The sequence below is a fragment of the Vibrio hepatarius genome, from assembly GCF_001274785.1.
Classification (GTDB): domain Bacteria; phylum Pseudomonadota; class Gammaproteobacteria; order Enterobacterales; family Vibrionaceae; genus Vibrio; species Vibrio hepatarius.
In genome coordinates this window covers 66609-84812 of the sequence record NZ_LHPI01000018.1, presented here as the reverse complement: position 1 = coordinate 84812, position 18204 = coordinate 66609, and the positions used below count along the sequence as shown (strand labels likewise).

18 protein-coding genes are annotated in these 18204 nt (G+C 47.9%); 17 read left to right on the top strand and 1 reads right to left on the bottom strand.

Annotation, left to right across the window (positions count from 1 at the left end; translation table 11 throughout):
- Window positions 1-162: 162 nt before the first annotated feature.
- Window positions 163-765 carry a hypothetical protein gene (locus AKJ31_RS16930; RefSeq protein WP_048608523.1) on the bottom strand — a complete coding sequence of 201 codons (603 nt, stop codon included), beginning with the start codon at window positions 763-765 and terminating at the stop codon, window positions 163-165.
- 366 nt (window positions 766-1131) lie between these two features.
- Between AKJ31_RS16930 and AKJ31_RS16925 the strand changes: the two genes are divergently transcribed.
- The 17 genes from AKJ31_RS16925 (at window position 1132) to AKJ31_RS16850 (ending at window position 18190) form a co-directional block, all read left to right on the top strand.
- Window positions 1132-1458, top strand: a complete 327-nt coding sequence (locus AKJ31_RS16925; protein ID WP_048608521.1) for a hypothetical protein — start codon at window positions 1132-1134, stop codon at window positions 1456-1458.
- Between the two features lie 15 nt (window positions 1459-1473).
- Window positions 1474-1893 carry a single-stranded DNA-binding protein gene (locus tag AKJ31_RS16920; RefSeq protein ID WP_012368368.1) on the top strand — a complete coding sequence of 140 codons (420 nt, stop codon included), beginning with the start codon at window positions 1474-1476 and terminating at the stop codon, window positions 1891-1893.
- Window positions 1894-1972: 79 nt separating this feature from the next.
- Window positions 1973-2791, top strand: a complete 819-nt coding sequence (gene bet / locus AKJ31_RS16915) for a phage recombination protein Bet (protein ID WP_000414662.1) — start codon at window positions 1973-1975, stop codon at window positions 2789-2791.
- 82 nt (window positions 2792-2873) lie between these two features.
- Window positions 2874-3017 (top strand): hypothetical protein, encoded by a 144-nt coding sequence (locus AKJ31_RS23260; RefSeq protein ID WP_015066581.1) that lies wholly within the window; start codon window positions 2874-2876, stop codon window positions 3015-3017.
- A 60-nt stretch (window positions 3018-3077) separates the two neighbouring features.
- Window positions 3078-4094: a YqaJ viral recombinase family nuclease gene (locus AKJ31_RS16910; RefSeq protein WP_024015926.1), complete on the top strand. Its 1017-nt coding sequence runs from the start codon at window positions 3078-3080 to the stop codon at window positions 4092-4094.
- A gap of 209 nt (window positions 4095-4303) precedes the next feature.
- Window positions 4304-5263, top strand: a complete 960-nt coding sequence (locus AKJ31_RS16905) for an AAA family ATPase (RefSeq protein ID WP_024015927.1) — start codon at window positions 4304-4306, stop codon at window positions 5261-5263.
- Window positions 5263-6030 (top strand): hypothetical protein, encoded by a 768-nt coding sequence (locus AKJ31_RS16900; RefSeq protein ID WP_053410253.1) that lies wholly within the window; start codon window positions 5263-5265, stop codon window positions 6028-6030. The genes AKJ31_RS16905 and AKJ31_RS16900 overlap by 1 nt, the downstream gene beginning before the upstream one ends.
- Window positions 6031-6128: 98 nt before the next feature.
- Window positions 6129-7082 (top strand): DUF3150 domain-containing protein, encoded by a 954-nt coding sequence (locus AKJ31_RS16895; RefSeq protein WP_000027441.1) that lies wholly within the window; start codon window positions 6129-6131, stop codon window positions 7080-7082.
- A 61-nt stretch (window positions 7083-7143) separates the two neighbouring features.
- Window positions 7144-7584, top strand: coding sequence for a hypothetical protein (locus tag AKJ31_RS16890; RefSeq protein ID WP_024023027.1), 441 nt, complete (start codon window positions 7144-7146; stop codon window positions 7582-7584).
- A gap of 69 nt (window positions 7585-7653) precedes the next feature.
- Window positions 7654-9309: a VWA domain-containing protein gene (locus AKJ31_RS16885; RefSeq protein WP_053410252.1), complete on the top strand. Its 1656-nt coding sequence runs from the start codon at window positions 7654-7656 to the stop codon at window positions 9307-9309.
- A gap of 49 nt (window positions 9310-9358) precedes the next feature.
- Entirely contained in the window at window positions 9359-9889 is a 531-nt protein-coding gene (gene radC / locus AKJ31_RS16880) for a RadC family protein (RefSeq protein WP_425425097.1), read from the top strand.
- Window positions 9889-10230 (top strand): hypothetical protein, encoded by a 342-nt coding sequence (locus AKJ31_RS16875; RefSeq protein WP_024023025.1) that lies wholly within the window; start codon window positions 9889-9891, stop codon window positions 10228-10230. Before radC ends, AKJ31_RS16875 begins: the two co-directional genes overlap by 1 nt.
- Window positions 10231-10321: 91 nt before the next feature.
- On the top strand, window positions 10322-11395 hold the full coding sequence (locus tag AKJ31_RS16870) for a DUF7146 domain-containing protein (protein ID WP_024023024.1): 1074 nt from the start codon (window positions 10322-10324) through the stop codon (window positions 11393-11395).
- 89 nt (window positions 11396-11484) lie between these two features.
- On the top strand, window positions 11485-12189 hold the full coding sequence (locus AKJ31_RS16865; protein ID WP_024023022.1) for a hypothetical protein: 705 nt from the start codon (window positions 11485-11487) through the stop codon (window positions 12187-12189).
- A 92-nt stretch (window positions 12190-12281) separates the two neighbouring features.
- Window positions 12282-13226, top strand: coding sequence for a thioredoxin family protein (locus AKJ31_RS16860; RefSeq protein WP_053410251.1), 945 nt, complete (start codon window positions 12282-12284; stop codon window positions 13224-13226).
- 2 nt (window positions 13227-13228) lie between these two features.
- Window positions 13229-14617 (top strand): conjugal transfer protein TraH, encoded by a 1389-nt coding sequence (locus AKJ31_RS16855; RefSeq protein ID WP_025587948.1) that lies wholly within the window; start codon window positions 13229-13231, stop codon window positions 14615-14617.
- A 3-nt stretch (window positions 14618-14620) separates the two neighbouring features.
- Window positions 14621-18190: a conjugal transfer protein TraG N-terminal domain-containing protein gene (locus AKJ31_RS16850; protein WP_053410250.1), complete on the top strand. Its 3570-nt coding sequence runs from the start codon at window positions 14621-14623 to the stop codon at window positions 18188-18190.
- Window positions 18191-18204 lie beyond the last annotated feature (14 nt).

Below are 18204 nucleotides of genomic sequence, written 5' to 3'. Positions count from 1 at the left end.
ACCATTTAATCCGCTTACCCTAAAGAAAGTAACGAAAAAATTAGTTCTATTCATGTAGCTTGGCCAAAAATGACAGTTAAATTCATTTTAATGATTTTGATAGAAAATACAGCAAGATGAAGAGCCCCTTCGAGAGGGGCTGGTTGATGGGAGCCTAGTTGGCTAGTTGGCGGGGTTATCTGTTTCCTCTTCAGTGATATCGTCATCGGTTGAAGGCACCGCTTGCTCAACTTCTGCTTCTTTACCCTTAGCTTGGGCTGATTTTCGTGCTCGAATTTCGATATCAATAATGCGTCGTGCAAGTTTGATAATGCGCTGTTGCCATGCGTAGTTGCCATCAACGCGTTGCTTGTTGCTAAGCACGCTAGACAACCAGAGAGTGTCCATTGAGATCATTAACGCATCGAGTTTGCGCACTAAGCCGACAAACTGGCCAACCTGAGGCGAGCTTATTTTGGCGTTGAAGGTAATCGGGTCGGTGTAGTCAGGTACTTCATCGATACCGTTGGACTCCATCAATTTGTCTAAACGAGCTTGTTCGTTGTCTACCGCCTTAGCGCAATCCTCGATCAACTGGCTAATGATCTGTTCCACTTCATCAATTTCGTTCTCATCGCCGATGATGCGCAGGATGACATCGATTCCGTAAAGCGCACTGACCGTCCGTCTAAAAACACGGTCAACGACACGTTGCGCCTGTAAGCTATTAATTGTGAATGATTGTTCAAAGATGGGTTTTGAGTAATTGGGTCTTGCTTGGGCCATAAGTTTGCTCCTGATATGACAATAATCAGTCCCTAGCCTAATCCTCTGTGCGGTAATGGCCTTTCAGCTAGGTGGAAGAATTGAGCATCTTTCTAACTATCCTGTCTGGATAAGACGGTTACACTGACTATCAAATATTGCTGATCTGTTTCAGTGATATCTGCGCCTGAGAGCATGAGCTCAAAGGAAGCCCGCCGCTGAGTTTTCTCAGTGGTACTAAGAGGTAGCTAGCCTCCTTAAACAAATAGCCTGCATGTTTTTACATGCGCAACCATGCGTTCCTTACGGTTCGCCTTTTCACCACCCAACTGGGGGAGTTTTCCCCAGTTGGGGTGACTCCTTCACAACCAAATTAAGGAGTCACCAATGGAATATATCTTCGGATTTATTATCCAAATCGCAGGCATTATGTTGCTTGCAAAACTGAGCTGGTCGCTTTTGCGATTACTTGCTCGTCAAACCGTGCGCCCGTTTCGATTTGTACTTACTCAAATCAAGCGATTGCTCACACCAACATCAAAACGTCGTCCAATGGCAGTGCCTAAAGCTCCTGGTATGCCCCGTTTGACATCTGCGTTTTACAAAGAGCCACATCAGTACGACATGGCTTTACTCGAAATACCAACCTATCTGCGTCGTCAGTCTTCTTTGCCCAGTCGGGTAGAAGCAACTGTGTGCACAGAGTTCAACTAAGACGAGGAGAACATCATGAAAAACCAAGTAACACTCATAGGCTACGTTGGCTCTGAGCCAGAGACGCGAGCCTATCCATCAGGTGATTTAGTGACCAGCATTTCACTGGCCACTTCTGAGAAATGGCGCGACCGTCAATCCAATGAGCTCAAAGAGCATACGGAATGGCATCGGGTCGTTTTTCGAGATCGTGGTGGATTTAAGTTAGGGCTAAGAGCAAAAGATTTGATCCAAAAAGGAGCGAAGCTTTTTGTTCAAGGGCCTCAGCGCACGCGCTCATGGGAGAAAGATGGCATTAAGCATCGATTGACCGAAGTGGACGCGGATGAGTTTCTGCTTCTTGATAGTGTGAACAAAGCATCTGAGCCATCACCGGCGGATGATGCGAGCTCCCAAGCTAATTGGGCACAAACTTATCCTGAACCAGATTTTTAACCGAGCGATAACGCTTTAACCCAGCCGGGAGTACTTTCCCGTCAGGGGCAGACTCCCACTTTGATTGTCGGAGTCCATAATGGAAAAACCAAAGCTAATCCAACGCTTTGCTGAGCGCTTTAGTGTCGATCCAAACAAGTTGTTCGATACCCTAAAAGCAACAGCATTCAAGCAACGTGACGGTAGTGCACCGACCAATGAGCAGATGATGGCGCTCTTGGTGGTTGCAGATCAGTACGGTTTGAACCCTTTCACCAAAGAGATTTTTGCGTTCCCTGATAAACAAGCTGGGATTATCCCAGTGGTAGGTGTCGATGGATGGTCTCGCATCATCAATCAACACGACCAGTTTGATGGCATGGAGTTCAAGACTTCAGAAAACAAAGTCTCACTGGATGGCGCGAAAGAATGCCCTGAATGGATGGAATGCATCATCTATCGGCGCGACCGTTCGCACCCAGTCAAAATCACTGAGTATCTGGATGAAGTCTATCGACCGCCTTTTGAAGGTAATGGCAAAAATGGCCCTTACCGTGTAGATGGTCCATGGCAGACGCACACTAAGCGAATGCTAAGACATAAATCCATGATCCAGTGTTCCCGCATTGCGTTTGGCTTTGTGGGAATTTTCGATCAAGACGAAGCGGAGCGAATTATCGAAGGCCAAGCAACACACGTTGTTGAGCCATCTGTGATTCCACCCGAGCAAGTTGATGATCGAACCCGAGGGCTTGTTTACAAGCTTATCGAGCGGGCGGAAGCTTCAAACGCTTGGAATAGTGCATTGGAATATGCCAATGAACATTTTCAAGGTGTTGAGCTGACGTTTGCGAAGCAAGAAATCTTTAATGCTCAGCAACAAGCAGCCAAAGCGCTCACACAGCCTTTAGCTTCTTAGCGCCACGCATTCATTTTACTAACCCTGGCGGGATTATTCTCCCGTCAGGGGGAAGGTCTCGTCTTTTTTTTGGAGATCTTCCATGACTAAATCAGCCTCACTTTTTCGCTTGGTATTGGTTGTTGCCCTTGTCTTAGGTTCGATTCAAGCCGGTAAAGCGGCAATTGATTCGGTTCAAGCAAGTGTTGTTCAGCACCAAACAGCGTTAGCACAAGCTGCAAAGTAACCACTTAACCCTGAAGGGGAGTTCTCTCCTTCAGGGGAGTCTCCCTTCAAAGGAGGCAATATGAAGGTTATCGACCTATCACAACGTACTCCTGCATGGCACCAGTGGCGCATTGCAGGGGTTACGGCATCTGAAGCCCCAATTATTATGGGGCGTTCACCCTACAAAACACCTTGGCGATTATGGGCAGAAAAAACCGGATTCGTATTACCGGAAGACCTGTCGAATAATCCAAATGTGCTTCGTGGTATAAGGTTGGAGCCTCAAGCAAGGCGAGCATTTGAGAATGCGCATAATGACTTTCTTCTGCCGTCATGTGCAGAAGCCGATCATAACGCAATCTTTCGAGCCAGCTTTGATGGCATCAACGATGCGGGCGAACCCGTTGAACTGAAATGTCCTTGCCAGTCAGTTTTTGAGGATGTGCAAGCTCACCGAGAACAAAGCGAGGCGTACCAGTTGTATTGGGTGCAAGTACAGCATCAAATACTGGTCGCCAATAGCACGCGAGGTTGGTTGGTTTTCTATTTTGAGGATCAACTGATTGAGTTTGAAATACAGCGAGACGCGGCGTTCTTAACTGAGTTGCAAGAAACAGCGCTTCAGTTTTGGGAGTTAGTACAGACCAAAAAAGAGCCGTCAAAATGCCCTGAGCAAGATTGTTTTGTTCCCAAGGGTGAAGCCCAATACCGTTGGACATCGCTGTCTCGACAGTATTGCTCAGCACATGCCGAAGTGGTCCGACTGGAAAATCACATTAAATCTTTGAAAGAGGAAATGCGAGACGCCCAGTCAAAATTGGTCGCCATGATGGGTAACTACGCTCATGCCGACTATGCTGGGGTCAAACTCAGCCGCTACATGATGGCGGGCACGGTGGACTATAAGCAATTGGCCACCGATAAGTTAGGCGAGCTGGATGAACAGGTTTTAGCCGCTTACCGAAAAGCGCCACAAGAGCGGTTGCGCATTAGCACCAATAAGCCAGAGCAGCCCGTTGAAACACCAATCAAAATCAGTCTTGAGCAAGATAACTTGGTTCTGCCAGGTGACTCGCCGAGCTCATTTTACTTTTAACGTTCACTTGGAGCCGATTTCGGCTCCTTTCTCATGCGCTTACATCGAGTGCATCAGAAAGCAGTTTCACTCGTAGCCAATGCTGGGTACGAATGATAGAGCGAGCTGAACTCTTACATACACAGCCATACCACAATCAACACACCACCCGACGGGGACTTCATTCCCTGTTGGGGCATGGGGCCTCGTTAAAACTAATGAGGTTTACCATGACAGAACAATCCCCATTTTTGGTTCAAGTGAATCAAGCGTTTAATGTCCCGGCTCCTGATGCTTTCGTTCTGGAAGGATTTAGTGCCGACACTACCCATCCAAACATTCCCGTTCGCAAGGACGAGTATGTTTTTAGAAAAGAAGACTTACGTGACGTATTGGCGTTCTTGTCTCACCCAGACGGTGACGGTTTGTATATTACAGGCCCCACTGGATGCGGTAAGACCTCGCTAATTTGCCAAGTTGCTTCTCGATTGAATTGGCCTGTTCAGCAAATTACTGCGCACGGTCGATTGGAGTTGTCCGATCTTATCGGTCACCACACACTGGTTAATGGCAACATGACCTTTGTGTATGGGCCGCTGGCACTGGCTGTCAAGCATGGCCATTTGCTGATCATTAATGAAATGGATCTTGCTGAGCCTGCTGAACTGGCTGGGCTCAATGACATTTTGGAAGGTGCCCCGTTGGTCATCGCACAAAATGGCGGTGAGATCATCATGCCACATACCAAGTTTCGTTTTATCGCTACCGGCAACAGTGCGGGCAGCGGTGACCAAACGGGCTTGTATCAAGGTGTGCTCCAACAGAATTTGGCTTTTCTTGATCGCTTTAGAATCATCGAAGCGACCTATGCAGAGCCTTCTGTAGAGGAAGCCATTCTGGAGAACGTTGCGCCGGGCTTGCCAGAAGTCTTTCGCCAAAAAATGGTGAAAGTGGCTGGTGACATTCGTCGTCTCTTTATTGGGGGCGCGGATGGTGGTGCTGAGCTTAGTATCACTATGTCCACTCGGACCTTGGTGCGCTGGGCAAAGTTAACACTTGCTTTTAAAGGCGCTCCTAACGCAGTGGAGTATGCACTGGTTCGGTCTTTGACGGCTCGTGCTGAGTTGGAGCAACGAGAAGCCATTCACCGTATTGCCGCTGATGTCTTCGGTGACCATTGGGAGGATTGATGATGGATAAGTGCTTTGCTCTTTACCGTTACCGTCATTCTGATGGGACAGCCAAAGAATGGGCCATTTACGTTGGATCGGATACCCAGGAGATTGAAGTTCGGTTTGGAAAAGCCGGTCAATTGTCGCAGCAGCGATTGATTGATTCGACTGATCCTAACGCTGAAGCAGACCGACGAATCAATGAGAAAATCAACAAGGGTTATCGATTGGTTGGACAAGTCGGCATTGATCATCAAGGGCGGCCATTTGAACTCTCAAATGCGCTAGATAGTGTCGCGTGCGTCAATAACGTCAGTTGGGAGTTTCGTACTCGCAAGGACGTCAATGGCCAAATATCGCTGGCGAAAAAAGCGTTGTTCGATATGGCAAAGCTGCTTGAAGCCTATGGCTTGGCTGTTATTGATGATAACCAAGTCAGGATTGGAGAATGGTCATTAGGGTTTTGCAAAAGCGGATTACCTAGTACCAATCAAATCAGCATGGTGTCAGGTGAAGGCGCTGGCATTGTTAACACTGATGATGGCCCGTGGCCATTGTTGCTGTTACTGGCTTTTAAGCGTCAATTACCACCACTGTGTTCGCTCACAGTAGCGAGTCCTGAAGGGATAGAAGTATCCGACCAACTGAAGTTGGAAAAAGATGTATTGCGGTTGCTAGGCAGTGATTTAGAGCGGGTTCGCCCGATAGCTGAAGCACTGGACTTAATGCCTGTGAAAATCGATCTCAACCAATCGTCGCCTGATTCGCAAAATTACTATTTCTGATAGTGGTATTGCCATTAGCGCGTCAACTACTACCACCCAAACGGGGGCCATTGCTCCTGTTGGGAGTGGTGCGTCCCCATCTCGCATGAGGATGCACTATGAGTATTCAAACCCTCGACAAACTGTTGATTTGTCACATCGACTGTTCCATCTGGAGCGGTAGAAAAAAGCTAAGGCCTGAAGATTTCAGATTAGCCAATGGCAGCCAACTTCCACCGAAGGATGTTGCCAGCTTAGGGAGTAAAAAAATTTGCGACCCAGAGGCATTGGCGAACTTTGAAAGGCTTAAGAAAGAAGCGCAGCGCTTGTGTGAGCAAGTCGGTGTGCGGTTTTTAGGTGGCTATGCCGTCCCTGAAGACCGAATTGATCAGATTGTTCCAGAGCTTGACAGGATCGGTCAGGAGTTTGCGCAGTGCAAGCAGTTGTTCTTGGACAACTATGATCAGGTGACGTTTGACTGGGTTGCGAAACACCCGGAATTTGCAGATGCAATTCGGCGTGCGCTGTCACCCATCGAAGACGTGGAACAACGGCTTCAGTTCGATTATGCCATCTATCGAATGCAACCGGCTGAACAAGCTGGTGGCTTAGATGACAAGGTCAATGGCATGGGACACACCCTATTTAGGGAGGTGGCTCGTGATGCTAATGAACTGTTTGAGCGTTCCGTTGCAGGAAAGAATCAAATCAGTCAGCGTGCCCTTAATCCTCTCAAGCGATTAAGAGACAAGTTGGATGGTTTGTCATTCCTGGATCATCGAGTTCAGCCGATGGTTGAAGCGATGGACAATTTATTTGTTCGTCTGCCGAAGACCGGCCCTGTGACAGACAATCTCTATCACGAACTGATGGCGACCATTTTAATTTTGTCTGATCCAGACAAGATGAGAATGCACGGTGAAGGTCAATTGGATATCAGACAACTGATGCCCAAACCTGAACCTAAACCCGCACAGCCAGTATCTGCTCAGGCAGATAACTTACGTGCAATACCACAACCAACCGTCAGACCAAACCTTGGTTCGACTGTACCAAACTCATTTTATTTCTAACGTCCTTGAGGGCATGTTGCCCTTAAGGGCGCATGTCCTCTGAACTATGTAAGAGGAAATTATGCAATCAACCATCCATAACCCCAGCCAACTGAACCAGTTTGAACCGCATTTTCGTGGTGTGACTGATGCGGTTGAAAGTGAATCGATACCAGAAGTGGCGTGTTGTCGAACGTTAGTACAACGATCGTACTCAACACATAGTGTCGTGATCCCCAAGAACCCTGTATTGATCGCAGATGCGGACGGGCAAGGTGTTTGGGTAACGGCCATGGTGTTTGTTCCAAACATGGCATTGCAGCAAACCGCTCATGAGCGGGCCTGGCTGCAATATCAACACGAGGTGTCTACTCAGTTACAAGACCAGTATGGTCTGACATTGGATGACATCCTGAGTTTAGACCAGCTTAAAACGTCATTTGAGCAGCACGAGAGTACCGCTCAATTGGTGGCTTGGTTAGGTCAAAAATACGACCTGGTTAAGCTAAAAGCACAGGTTTAAACACTTACATTCCCAGCGGGGAAACGCTCCCGCTGAGGGAGTATTCCCCCTAATGATTAGGAGACTCCCATGAATCATCCATTAAAAAATGCACTGCCAATCGTTGCCGCCGCTTATGGCGAAAAGTTTGGTGTGAAGGTGCTTATTCAAGGACAAGATGCGTTTACCGATGGTGAGCGGATTGTGATCCCAACAGCAAACCCAGACGACCCACACTATCAACAAATAGCTTGGGGTTATCTGGCTCATGAAGCGGCGCATATTCGGCATACCAATTTTGACATGGTGAAGAAGGCGTCGTCTAAGCCGATCCGTAAGGCACTTCTCAATATTATTGAGGATGTGCGCATTGAAAACGAATTGGCAAAGGATTACCCCGGAACCCGGCGCAGTATTTCGCAAGTGATTGAGTACATGGTGGACACACAGCAAATGTGTGTACCTGAACAGCCTGAGCCTGCATCTAACTTGCAAGCCTGGTTGTTGTTTCGCTTGAGATGCCATTTTCTGGGCCAGAAAGCGCTGACGCCTTTGTATCAAGCTGTTGATGAAAGAGTGAGACAACTCTTTCCTGCCGCAGCGATGAGCCGGTTAAGCGCCATGCTGACAGCAGTGCCTAGCCTGGCATCTACAGGTGAAGTGCTGAAACTTGTCGATGCCATCGTTGCCATGTTGGAAGAAGAATCTCGTCCACCACAGGATGAGTCTGATGCTGATGGCGGTGATGACATTGGACAAGATGCGAGTAATGACAGCAATAGCAGTAGTGACAGTCAAACCCCGGAAACAAGTTCGTCTGCAACAGGGGATGCTGCTGAAACGAGTGATTCAGATAACTCTGATCAAGCTGATAATTTGCGACAAGCCTTAGAGGCCAGTGCCGCTCACTTTGAACCCGATACCTTTGCACAAGTGGCAGAAGTGTTGTCGGAACAAGCAGAAGGACATCAGGGCGTCACTCCACTCAGTTTGCCCCAAGCAGAGCAAGCTATGTTGGGTGATGAGGCTATCTTGACCTTATCGGCGTCTGAGTCGGCTCAAATTCGAGCCCGACTTAGGGGCATGGTTCAGTCCAGTCAGGACAATCGGAATCATGCCAAACGGTACGGTCTTCGAGTGGCAACTCATCGTCTTGCCGCTTCACAAGCAGGTGAGTCGAGATTGTTTATTCAAAGGCAGCCCCGCATTGCGCCTAATGCTGCTGTGCACTTGCTTGTCGATATATCGGGCTCAATGGGTAAGCCCATTGGCGAAGGTAATCGCAAGTATTTTCATGTTGCCAATGAAGCCGCTTTGGCTTTAGCCATGGCATTGGAAGGTATACCGGGTGTTGTACCTGCGGTCAGTTATTTTCCTGGTATTCATCAGGAAGTTTCTATCGCGTTATTGCCCAAGCAATCGGTTCGACATCGGGCCGCCTGTTTTGACCAAAAACCAAGAGGTTGTACGCCTATGGCACAAGCTATGTGGTTTGCGGCAAACAGTTTGTTGGCACAAAAACAGAAGCGAAAGCTAATGATAGTGCTAACGGATGGTGACCCAGATGATTGGGCTGCCACGCATGACATTGTTGACCGGTGCAGACGCAGTGGCTTTGAGCTGCTGGGGATCGGGATTCAAACACGCAGTGTTGAGAAATTCTTTCCTCGAAGCATCGTGATTAACGACGTCAAAGATCTGAAGCGTGAGTTATTCGAAGTAACACAACAACTGATAATTCAGTAACCACATCCATTTTACCACCCTGCGGGGACGATTCCGTCCCCGCCTGGGCATGGGTTCGTCTCCGTTTTTTTTGGAGACTCCTATGAAAAACAGAAAGTTCTTAGCTGGCGAAGAAGCCGGTACTTACATCGTTCCTGAGCAAGTGACTGAAGCGGATATCTTAGATATGGCGCTCAAGCTTGCCCGTGGTCGATTGAGTAAAGGTCGAAAAATTGAACAGCCATCGTCGGCGTTCTCATACCTGCAAACACTGATGCACGAGTATGAGCACGAAGTCTTTGGCGTACTGTTTCTTGATACAAAGCATCGCGTTATTCGATTTGAAGAGCTGTTCAAAGGCACTTTAGATGCAGCGAGCGTTTATCCAAGGGAAGTAACAAAACGAGCGCTAGAACTTAATGCGGCAGCAGTGATACTGGTTCATAACCATCCATCGGGTGATCCTGAACCCAGTGAAGCTGATAAACGCATCACTCATCGACTCCGTGACGCCTTGTCACTTGTTGATATTCGAACGCTTGACCATGTCGTGGTCGCATCCGAGGGCTGCGTTTCGCTTGCCGAACGCGGTTATCTTTAATGAATGGGCGCATTGCCCATTCTCCTTCATCACAAAAGCAGTCCTATCAACACACGTCATCACAGCTCGAATTTCTATTTGAGTTTGATGATGCCCCAGTCACTTGGTCTGACACGGAAATCTGGCAGTTACGCGAAGGCATTCTATTGGATGCGATCCGTGTATTGCTGGACGGTCGTGTCAGTACTCGATTGCGAAGGGATGTGTTGTCGTGGATTCAAAATGACGAATTAACGCCATTTTGCTTTCGTGTTTGCGCGATGGCTGCGGTTGTCGATCCTGATGTGCTTCGTGATTCCATCATGTGGCTATTAAGACGACATGGTATCCAGCTTGACTAACGTTCCTGCATTAACCAAACGGCTCAATGCAGGACCCAAGCTGACTTTTACCACCAGTGGTAGGAGTCGGCTTTTTACTTAAGGAGGTTATATGGCGTTACCTTTACAAATTGAAACAGTAAGGCCATATCTTAATGGCCAATGGCTTCAAGTATTAGCGGTATTGGTGCCAGAACTTGATGCCGCCATTGCTCGAAAGGGCCGTCATGTGGCTTGTCCTGTTCATGGCGGTCGTGATGGCTTTAGGCTATTCAAAGATGCTGAATATACCGGAGGTGGCGTTTGTAACACCTGCGGTATCTTTCATGATGGTTTTGAACTGTTGTCTTGGATTAATGGATGGAACTTTGCTCAGTCTATTGAAGCAATCGGCCAGGTTCTTGGTATTCAACCCGGACAAATACAAGCGCCTATTCGGCCAATACCGAGTAACGCAGTTGATTGGAAGGCTAGAAAGCAGGACGAGGACAAAGCGATTATCCATCGCTTGAATCAAACCTGGGGAGAAACGTTTTCTCTTGCAGATACTCGTGCGCAACCAGTTTGGAACTACATGCATCGTCGTGGCATTGTTACCCGGCTTCGTCCTGAATGGGATTCGGTGCTGAGGTATCATCCAAACTTGCCTTACCATGATGAAGATGGCTTGTTTATCGATAGCTACCCAGCGCTGCTAGGTAAAATCGTTACTCAGCAAGGGCGTTCGGCCACGTTTCATCGGATCTACCTAAGTGAAGATGGATTCAAAGCGCCGGTTGAAAAGCCTAAAAAGATGATGCCGATACCAAGTGACAGAACAATCACTGGTGGTGCCATTCCGATAGGTGAGCCTGGTGAGGTATTAGGTGTTTCTGAAGGCATCGAAACAGCTTTAGCGGTTACCAGAGCTACGGGACAGACATGTTGGTCGGTTGTGAATGCAACGCTACTGGCTAGGTTTGAACCACCAAGTAATGTGAAAATGCTGTACATCTGGGCAGATCACGATCTCTCTGAGACCGGCCTGAATGCAGCGAATGAACTCAAGAAAAAAGCCTGGCAAAAAGGCATTCTGACACAAGTTCTGATCCCTCCGATACCAACGTCACTTGGCGTGAAAAGTTGGGATTGGAATGATGTGCTGAATGTTTACGGAGCCATGGGCTTTCCGAAAGTTCATATCTGATCTAAGGGGCTTCGGCCCCTTTTTTTGCGCCTTGCATATTTGAAAAATCATGGAGAATGAAAAATAGATAACCAATAGGAGAAACAAACATGATGGTATTAACCCTGTTAACAAAGCAGATTGATGGTGAGTTTACGGTTTACTGGAAGACCGGCCTTCGAAGAGGTGGTGAACTAAAGGTCGATTTAGGTGAGCAATACGACAAGCTAACTGAGCAGCAAAAGCCAATTGCAGCTGAGCTCTATGCGATTCATCACCTACTGTCAGTGAAAGAGGTGATGGGGAGTAACCGAAGCGGTAATGGGCTTCAAATCCGGGTCAGTAAAGGAGCTATCAAAAAGTTACAGAAACAACGCTCAACTCAGCATTCACTTTACAGCCTGACTAGGTTTTTGCTCACTCGATACCAGGAAGCACAGATATCGGTAGAGAAACGGGAAGATTGGCTCTCATATTCCTTCGAAGAATACAGCGTCGATAATGCTACCGTGAGAGAAATCGATGAGGTCATCAACGTTCCGAACATTGGGCCTGTCGTGGTGACTCGTCATGCACTGGAAAGGTTTGTGGAACGGCTTTCAGGCGGTGTACCTAAGCATCCTTGGAAGGCTTTGTGCGCTAAATTGTGTAGCACAGAATTGGCAAAATCTTTATTGCCAGAATGTATAGCTTCAAAGAAAGCAAAAAAATATTTCGTACAGGCAGAGTTTTGGTGTCATGGGAGCTCTGGTATGCACTTTGTGATGGTGCCATCAGCCAAAGCACTTACGTTAGTAACAGTGTTTAATAGATAGTCAGAAACACACACGATTCCTTCATCTATCTGGCCAATCGCTCTTACGGGGATCTTTAGCATGTTAGCTCTGTGAAATTTCTGGAGCTGACAATGAGAACGCCTTTGTTACCTTGGTTCATCCTATGGGTGACCATCCCAATCATTATTTTCTTTCTATTCATCTTGCCCGCCTATGCTAGTGATGGGCAATTCTATCAGCGTGGTCAGGAAGGTTGGTTTTGGTATCAGGTCATTCCCGAGCCAGCCGAGTCTGAAGACCTAATGAAGCCGAAATCTGGTGTTGTGGAGCCCACTAAGGACGGGCTAAAGCCTTTCAGTGCTGCCTGGTTTCGTGAGCACATGCAGTCGTTCATGGACAAGGCAATTGATGAGCCGACGAATGAGAACGTCAGAGCCTATCTGTATCTCCAGCGCGTCATGATGGATAAGGGCTCACAGTTTGCTGATGTTAGTCAGCAGGTGGTCATGGGCGATCCTGTTTTGGATGAAATCAGTCGCAGACCCTTGGCGACCTATGCTGCCAATCGGATGGATCGAGAAGCTGGCACTCAACGTGATGTAGCTTTAGGTGAAGTAGCGAAGCGGGCTGGTTTGTTCTTTTTCTATCGTTCGGATTGCCCTTATTGCCATGCTCAAGCGCCTATCATCGAATCTATGGCCTTGAACTATGGGTTCGAGGTGTTTGCTATTGCTGTCGATGGCTTGCCTTTACCCGGTGGAGAGTTTCCCAATTACAAAGTCGATTCAGGACAAGCCCAATCCTTGTCCGTTACGACTGTCCCTGCCGTGTTCTTAGTTGACCCGCCTAACGTTATTACTCCGATTGGACAAGGCGCAATGAGCCTTGATGAGCTCAATAATCGAATCATTCTCGCAGCCCATCAAGCCGGTTGGATTGACGATCAAACTTACTATGCCACCCGACCTGTTCAACCCGGCGTGTCACTCGCGATGTCAGCCCAAGAGCTTAACGAAAAGATATTACAGGACCCTGAGTTCCTTGTTCGCTATCTGCGTGCACAAGGAGGGTTATAACGATGAAAAAAGTATTCCGAGTATCGCTAATCGCCTGTGCGATTGGTTTTTCATCTATGAGCCAAGCAAGCTTGCAACAGGAGATGAACCAGTTGTTTGGTTCAATGACCAACACCACTGCGCCTGGTGTATTCGAGAGTCAGCGGCGTGGTGTGATATCTGGCGGAAGCGTTGTTGTTCGTAACAGGATCATGAACGAAAACCTCGTCTCTATGGTGCCTCCGTCATTCCAAGCTGGTTGTGGCGGCATTGATATGTTCGCGGGAAGTTTGTCATTTGTTAACGCGGATCAGTTTGTTCAATTACTTCGCTCTGTTGCTGCAAACGCCAAGGGGTACGCATTCCAATTGGCGCTCAGTGCTATGTGTGAGAAATGCTCCCAGCACATGGAGACACTGCAAAAGAAAATCCAGCAGTTGAACGAGTATTTTGGCAATTCCTGTCAAATGGCTCAGGGAGTCGTGAACGATACCCTGGCTGCTTTTGGTAAAAAGGGGCAAACAGAAGCCAGCATGTTGAGCTCACTTAAAGGGGCTGGAGACGTTTTTACCAGTTGGAGTGAGTCCAATGGTAAGAACCCATATGAGAACGCTTCGAGTGTCGCGGCATCTGATGTAAACAGAACGATTAAAGGTAATTTGGTTTGGCGAGCACTGAAACGTCATTCGGCATCAAGCTGGTTTGCATCGGGGGATGACCGTTTTCTTGAAGCGGTTATGTCGGTGACTGGTTCGATTATCGTTGGTGATTTAGCGAATGCCGCTGATGGCCAAGGTAAAGCCCCAAAACTGACCAGACTGAATGGCAATAAAGTGACTATTGAGCATCTAATTCACGGCGGTAACGTCGCTATGTACCGATGTGACACAGTGACACAAGACGGCTGTCTGAATCCGACAATCACTAACGTGACCCTGACGGGATTATCAACCCAAGTAGAAAATTTACTTCTTGGTACAGGTTCCAGTAACGGCATTATTTTTAAGTTTGCTCGAAATACAGGAGCTGCTAGCACCACCGAAAAGGCTTTTATGACATCGGCTCCTGCGAGCATTGGCGGCATGATTCGAACACTTTCTGCATTAAATGAAGGGGCTGCTAGGTCGTTTGCTTCACGAGCGGCGCCATTTATTGCTGTTGAGATGGCCCGAGCATTGGTTGAAGACATGCTCAATGCAGCTAGAAGCACCTCTGGTGTAGAAGATCATGCCTATGCGAAGTTGTTAACTGAAGACCTTGAACGTGCACGTCGCCAAATCAATGAGGAATACGCCGCGTTACAGCGAAGATACGGTTCAGAGCAAGAATTGCTGGCGCATTTTAATCAGGTGATTCAGACCATTCGCAAGCAGCGTTATTACACCGTTAAATCTACGGCACTGGGGGAATAGATAATGTGGGAAATCTATTCCATCGGGGATTCGGCTTTTTTAGAGCAGGTCTTGAACGCTGTCGCGATGATCACTGGTACAGGCGACTTTACTTCAATGGTTCGCATTGGCTTGCTCATTGGGGTATTGATGGTCTCTGTTCAGGCCTTAATGCAAGGTGGTCGTGGGATTAACTTTCAACACGTTTTAGTCTCATGGCTAGTCTTTGCAACCATGTTTGGACCCAGTACCCGCGTGAGCATTGAGGATGCGTACACGGGACAAGTTCGAGTGGTTGATAATGTGCCCATCGGTGTTGCTGCCGCAGGTAGTACGATTTCGACTGTTGGCTTTCAAATCACGCGATTGTTTGAAACGGCGTTTTCAACTCCCGCCATGACGGAATACGGCTTTGCATCCAGTTTACAGTCACTGATTAAAGTGAGAAAACAGGTGATGGATCGCTCTGGGTTGGGTGATGCAAATCGTGTCGGTGGCTCAGATATCGAACAATCGTGGTTTAACTACATCAAAGAGTGCACCTTGATTGGTATCGACATCGGCCAAAAGAACCTCGATCAGGTGCTGAGTGATCCTAACCCGATGACTGCGATTAGGTTTGACTCTAGCATTTATGGCACGCGCATCATGCTCAGTGGTAGCAGTAGCGATTTGGACTGCACCGATGCCTATAGTCAGCTGAAACTCATGACAGAATCAACCTTCATTCCAAGGCTTAAACAGGTTCTGTCAGCCTCATTGGGGACTTCGTCTGCAACGGACACTGATGACGTGATCCGAAATGCACTGAATAACCTTGGTTTAGCTTCGGTTAACACCCAAGAGTACATGACCGCGTCAGTGCTTTTGCCTATTTATGAGCAAAGCGTGACAGGCAAGTATATGGATGATCAAGCTTTCACCGCAGCCGTGATGGTTAACCAAGCGATTGAGCAGCGCAATACACAATGGGCGGCGGAGCAGACCCTGTTCCAAAGTATCGTACGTCCGATGATGACGTTTTTTGAGGGGTTCATTTACGCCATCACCCCATTGATGGCCTTTGTGATTGCCCTTGGCCAAATCGGGATGCGAATGGCCGGGAAGTACTTGTTAATCCTGCTTTGGATTCAACTTTGGATGCCCGTCATGGCCATCATTAACCTATATATCCATTTAACCGTTGCTGGGAAAATGTCGGCTCTTGATGCCTTTGCAGGTACAGAAGTGCCATCTTTTGCTGGGATGATGCAGATGGATTCAGTGCTGCAAACCTGGATAGCTACTGGCGGCATGTTGGCGTCGAGTGTTCCGGCGATTTCGCTCATGCTCGTGTATGGCTCAGCAATAACCGCTACCCACTTGGCTGGACGTCTTCAAAACGGCGATGCCATTGATGAAAAGCTGGCAAGTCCAGATGTCGCGAAAAATGCCCCGGTGATGCAATCACAGTCAATGTTCCAAAATTCAGCCCTCACGGGTTCTGCAATGACCGGCGCGTCAAGCTTACTAAGCAGTTTCTCTGTCGGAAACGCAGTGGGTTCAATGGTCGGCTCTGCAAAAGAATCCATGACTCAGGCAACTCAAGCCTTTAGCCGTCAGGTTGGCAATACCATGAGTCGAACCTTTGGTGAAAAGCTAAGTTACGACAACCTTTCTTCGGTTGGACGTCAGATCGGTTCTTCTAATTCCGCATCTAGCGCCGTTGTTAATCAGGTCACTGATGACCTGCAAACACGGTATGGTTTCGGAGACGATAAAAAAGACGCTGTACGTGGCTTGGTATCTGGCGTGCTATCGGGAGGCCTAAGGGTCGGTGGCGATGGAACTATTACTAATCCCGGTGAGAAAGAAGTTGCTGATAAGGGCTTTCTTGGAAGGCTTCTTGGTACTGGCGGCAATGATTCTCCACAGGGCAACTTGCCCGGAGTCGATAAGCCAGACTCATCTCGTGTACCAAAACTATCAAGGGTACGAGCAGGCTTGGATTTAGGTGGTAACTTTAGTGGCCAAGTTGAGTCATCAGAGGGCAGTTCTCGATCTACGACCGCAAATACGCTCACTGGGGAGATGCAAAGCTTGGCATCAAGTGATTCACGACGTGCTGAGTTTCGCGATGCGATGGTTAAGGACCTTTCAGATTCAAGACGCTCTGGCGTTGAGATGTCGTTGTCTAATCAAGACTATCAGTCACTTCAGAGTTCAGCACAAGACGTTATCACGGCATCAAACCGCTTTAGTGAGCTTGATCAGGCCAGCTACAGTCTATCAGGACAAAGGAACACGGATGGTGCGACGTTAACTCGATTAGCAGCGGATAATCCTGAAGTCATGGATTATTTAGGTCGCTATATGAACCAGCATGTTGAAGCAGGTAACCGATTACGTGAAAACCTTCCAATGTATCAGCGCTTGCTACCTGATGATAATCAGGCGTATGTGGCCGCAGCTATGGAGTCTTTAACCTATAGCAACTCCTCGACGCCCGCTGAACGAGACAATGACTATCAAGCAGCAATGACTGTTATGGCCATGGCTACCGGAGCCGATTTACGATCTATTCAGCCACGCTCTAATGAAGGCTTGTCATCAACGGCGCCTACTTTTGGTGGCACTCAAAGCCAAGTTGAATCCGGTGTTCTGGGAGGCTATGAGGATGCTGCAACAGTTCAAACGCAGTTCAATTCGGCTCAATCCGCTTACCAAACCAATCTTTCTGGTGTAGATGGACAGCTGAATGCGCATCAGCAACAAGCCCAGCAGGCCGTAGCTTCTGACACAAGTACATATCAATCTGGACTAAACAGTGAAGCTGGCTCTCAGTGGCGATCTCGCATTATGGCTGATGATAGCGGAGTCTCTGGTGCTGAAATGTTCTTCAACAGCGCCAGTGCTATTGGTGATTTCAGTGGCAAGCATACTGATGCAGCATTGCATACCTTGAATCATTTTGGCGAAGACTATGAGAGTTACAAGGAGCAAGCCCTTGCAGAACCTGGCTCACGAGGTTTCTTGCACAATGCAACTGTGGCCAGCAAATCAACATGGGATGGGTTAAAAGCAGCCGTTGATGCCGGAACCTCTTTGGAAAATCCTTTGACGGCGTTTAATGATGCATACAGTGGATCGAGTTCGCAGTATGCCTCCGAAGTTAACTGGGGCACTAAGTCTGAAGCCATGTTGGCTGGGGCATTCGGTGCGGCAGTTAACAATCGATACGGTGAGTTCTTAGAACAGTACGCCGATGATTTTAAACAGGAAGCATACAGCGAAGGGCAGAGAATGGGATTGACCCCGATTCAAAGTCAAGTGTTTGCTCAAGCTTTCAATGAAGGTTTGGCGGGGCGCGTATTCAACTCTGAAGACTCATCGAGTTGGTCGCCTGAAATGCTAGGTCTAAGGGAGCAAATGCTAAATGAGTATCGTCAAAAGGATGAGAGTGGCGCTTACATTCCTGACAGTGTGTCCGAAGAAGATAAAGCATTTGTGGATAAGCAGATAGCGGTGATCTCAAATGCATCGCTTGCGGGAGATTATGCTCAGAACAACTTGATCGATATTAGGGCTTATAACCAGGCATCAGGAAGGAACTGAAAATAGAAGGTAGC

Excerpts from the sequence above, each read along its gene's own strand:
- AKJ31_RS16930 (WP_048608523.1), bottom strand. The coding sequence starts at position 765 with ATGGCCCAAGCAAGACCCAATTACTCAAAACCCATCTTTGAACAATCA.
- AKJ31_RS16925 (WP_048608521.1), top strand. The coding sequence starts at position 1,132 with ATGGAATATATCTTCGGATTTATTATCCAAATCGCAGGCATTATGTTG.
- AKJ31_RS16920 (WP_012368368.1), top strand. The coding sequence starts at position 1,474 with ATGAAAAACCAAGTAACACTCATAGGCTACGTTGGCTCTGAGCCAGAG.
- bet (WP_000414662.1), top strand. The coding sequence starts at position 1,973 with ATGGAAAAACCAAAGCTAATCCAACGCTTTGCTGAGCGCTTTAGTGTC.
- AKJ31_RS23260 (WP_015066581.1), top strand. The coding sequence starts at position 2,874 with ATGACTAAATCAGCCTCACTTTTTCGCTTGGTATTGGTTGTTGCCCTT.
- AKJ31_RS16910 (WP_024015926.1), top strand. The coding sequence starts at position 3,078 with ATGAAGGTTATCGACCTATCACAACGTACTCCTGCATGGCACCAGTGG.
- AKJ31_RS16905 (WP_024015927.1), top strand. The coding sequence starts at position 4,304 with ATGACAGAACAATCCCCATTTTTGGTTCAAGTGAATCAAGCGTTTAAT.
- AKJ31_RS16900 (WP_053410253.1), top strand. The coding sequence starts at position 5,263 with ATGATGGATAAGTGCTTTGCTCTTTACCGTTACCGTCATTCTGATGGG.
- AKJ31_RS16895 (WP_000027441.1), top strand. The coding sequence starts at position 6,129 with ATGAGTATTCAAACCCTCGACAAACTGTTGATTTGTCACATCGACTGT.
- AKJ31_RS16890 (WP_024023027.1), top strand. The coding sequence starts at position 7,144 with ATGCAATCAACCATCCATAACCCCAGCCAACTGAACCAGTTTGAACCG.
- AKJ31_RS16885 (WP_053410252.1), top strand. The coding sequence starts at position 7,654 with ATGAATCATCCATTAAAAAATGCACTGCCAATCGTTGCCGCCGCTTAT.
- radC (WP_425425097.1), top strand. The coding sequence starts at position 9,359 with ATGGGTTCGTCTCCGTTTTTTTTGGAGACTCCTATGAAAAACAGAAAG.
- AKJ31_RS16875 (WP_024023025.1), top strand. The coding sequence starts at position 9,889 with ATGAATGGGCGCATTGCCCATTCTCCTTCATCACAAAAGCAGTCCTAT.
- AKJ31_RS16870 (WP_024023024.1), top strand. The coding sequence starts at position 10,322 with ATGGCGTTACCTTTACAAATTGAAACAGTAAGGCCATATCTTAATGGC.
- AKJ31_RS16865 (WP_024023022.1), top strand. The coding sequence starts at position 11,485 with ATGATGGTATTAACCCTGTTAACAAAGCAGATTGATGGTGAGTTTACG.
- AKJ31_RS16860 (WP_053410251.1), top strand. The coding sequence starts at position 12,282 with ATGAGAACGCCTTTGTTACCTTGGTTCATCCTATGGGTGACCATCCCA.
- AKJ31_RS16855 (WP_025587948.1), top strand. The coding sequence starts at position 13,229 with ATGAAAAAAGTATTCCGAGTATCGCTAATCGCCTGTGCGATTGGTTTT.
- AKJ31_RS16850 (WP_053410250.1), top strand. The coding sequence starts at position 14,621 with ATGTGGGAAATCTATTCCATCGGGGATTCGGCTTTTTTAGAGCAGGTC.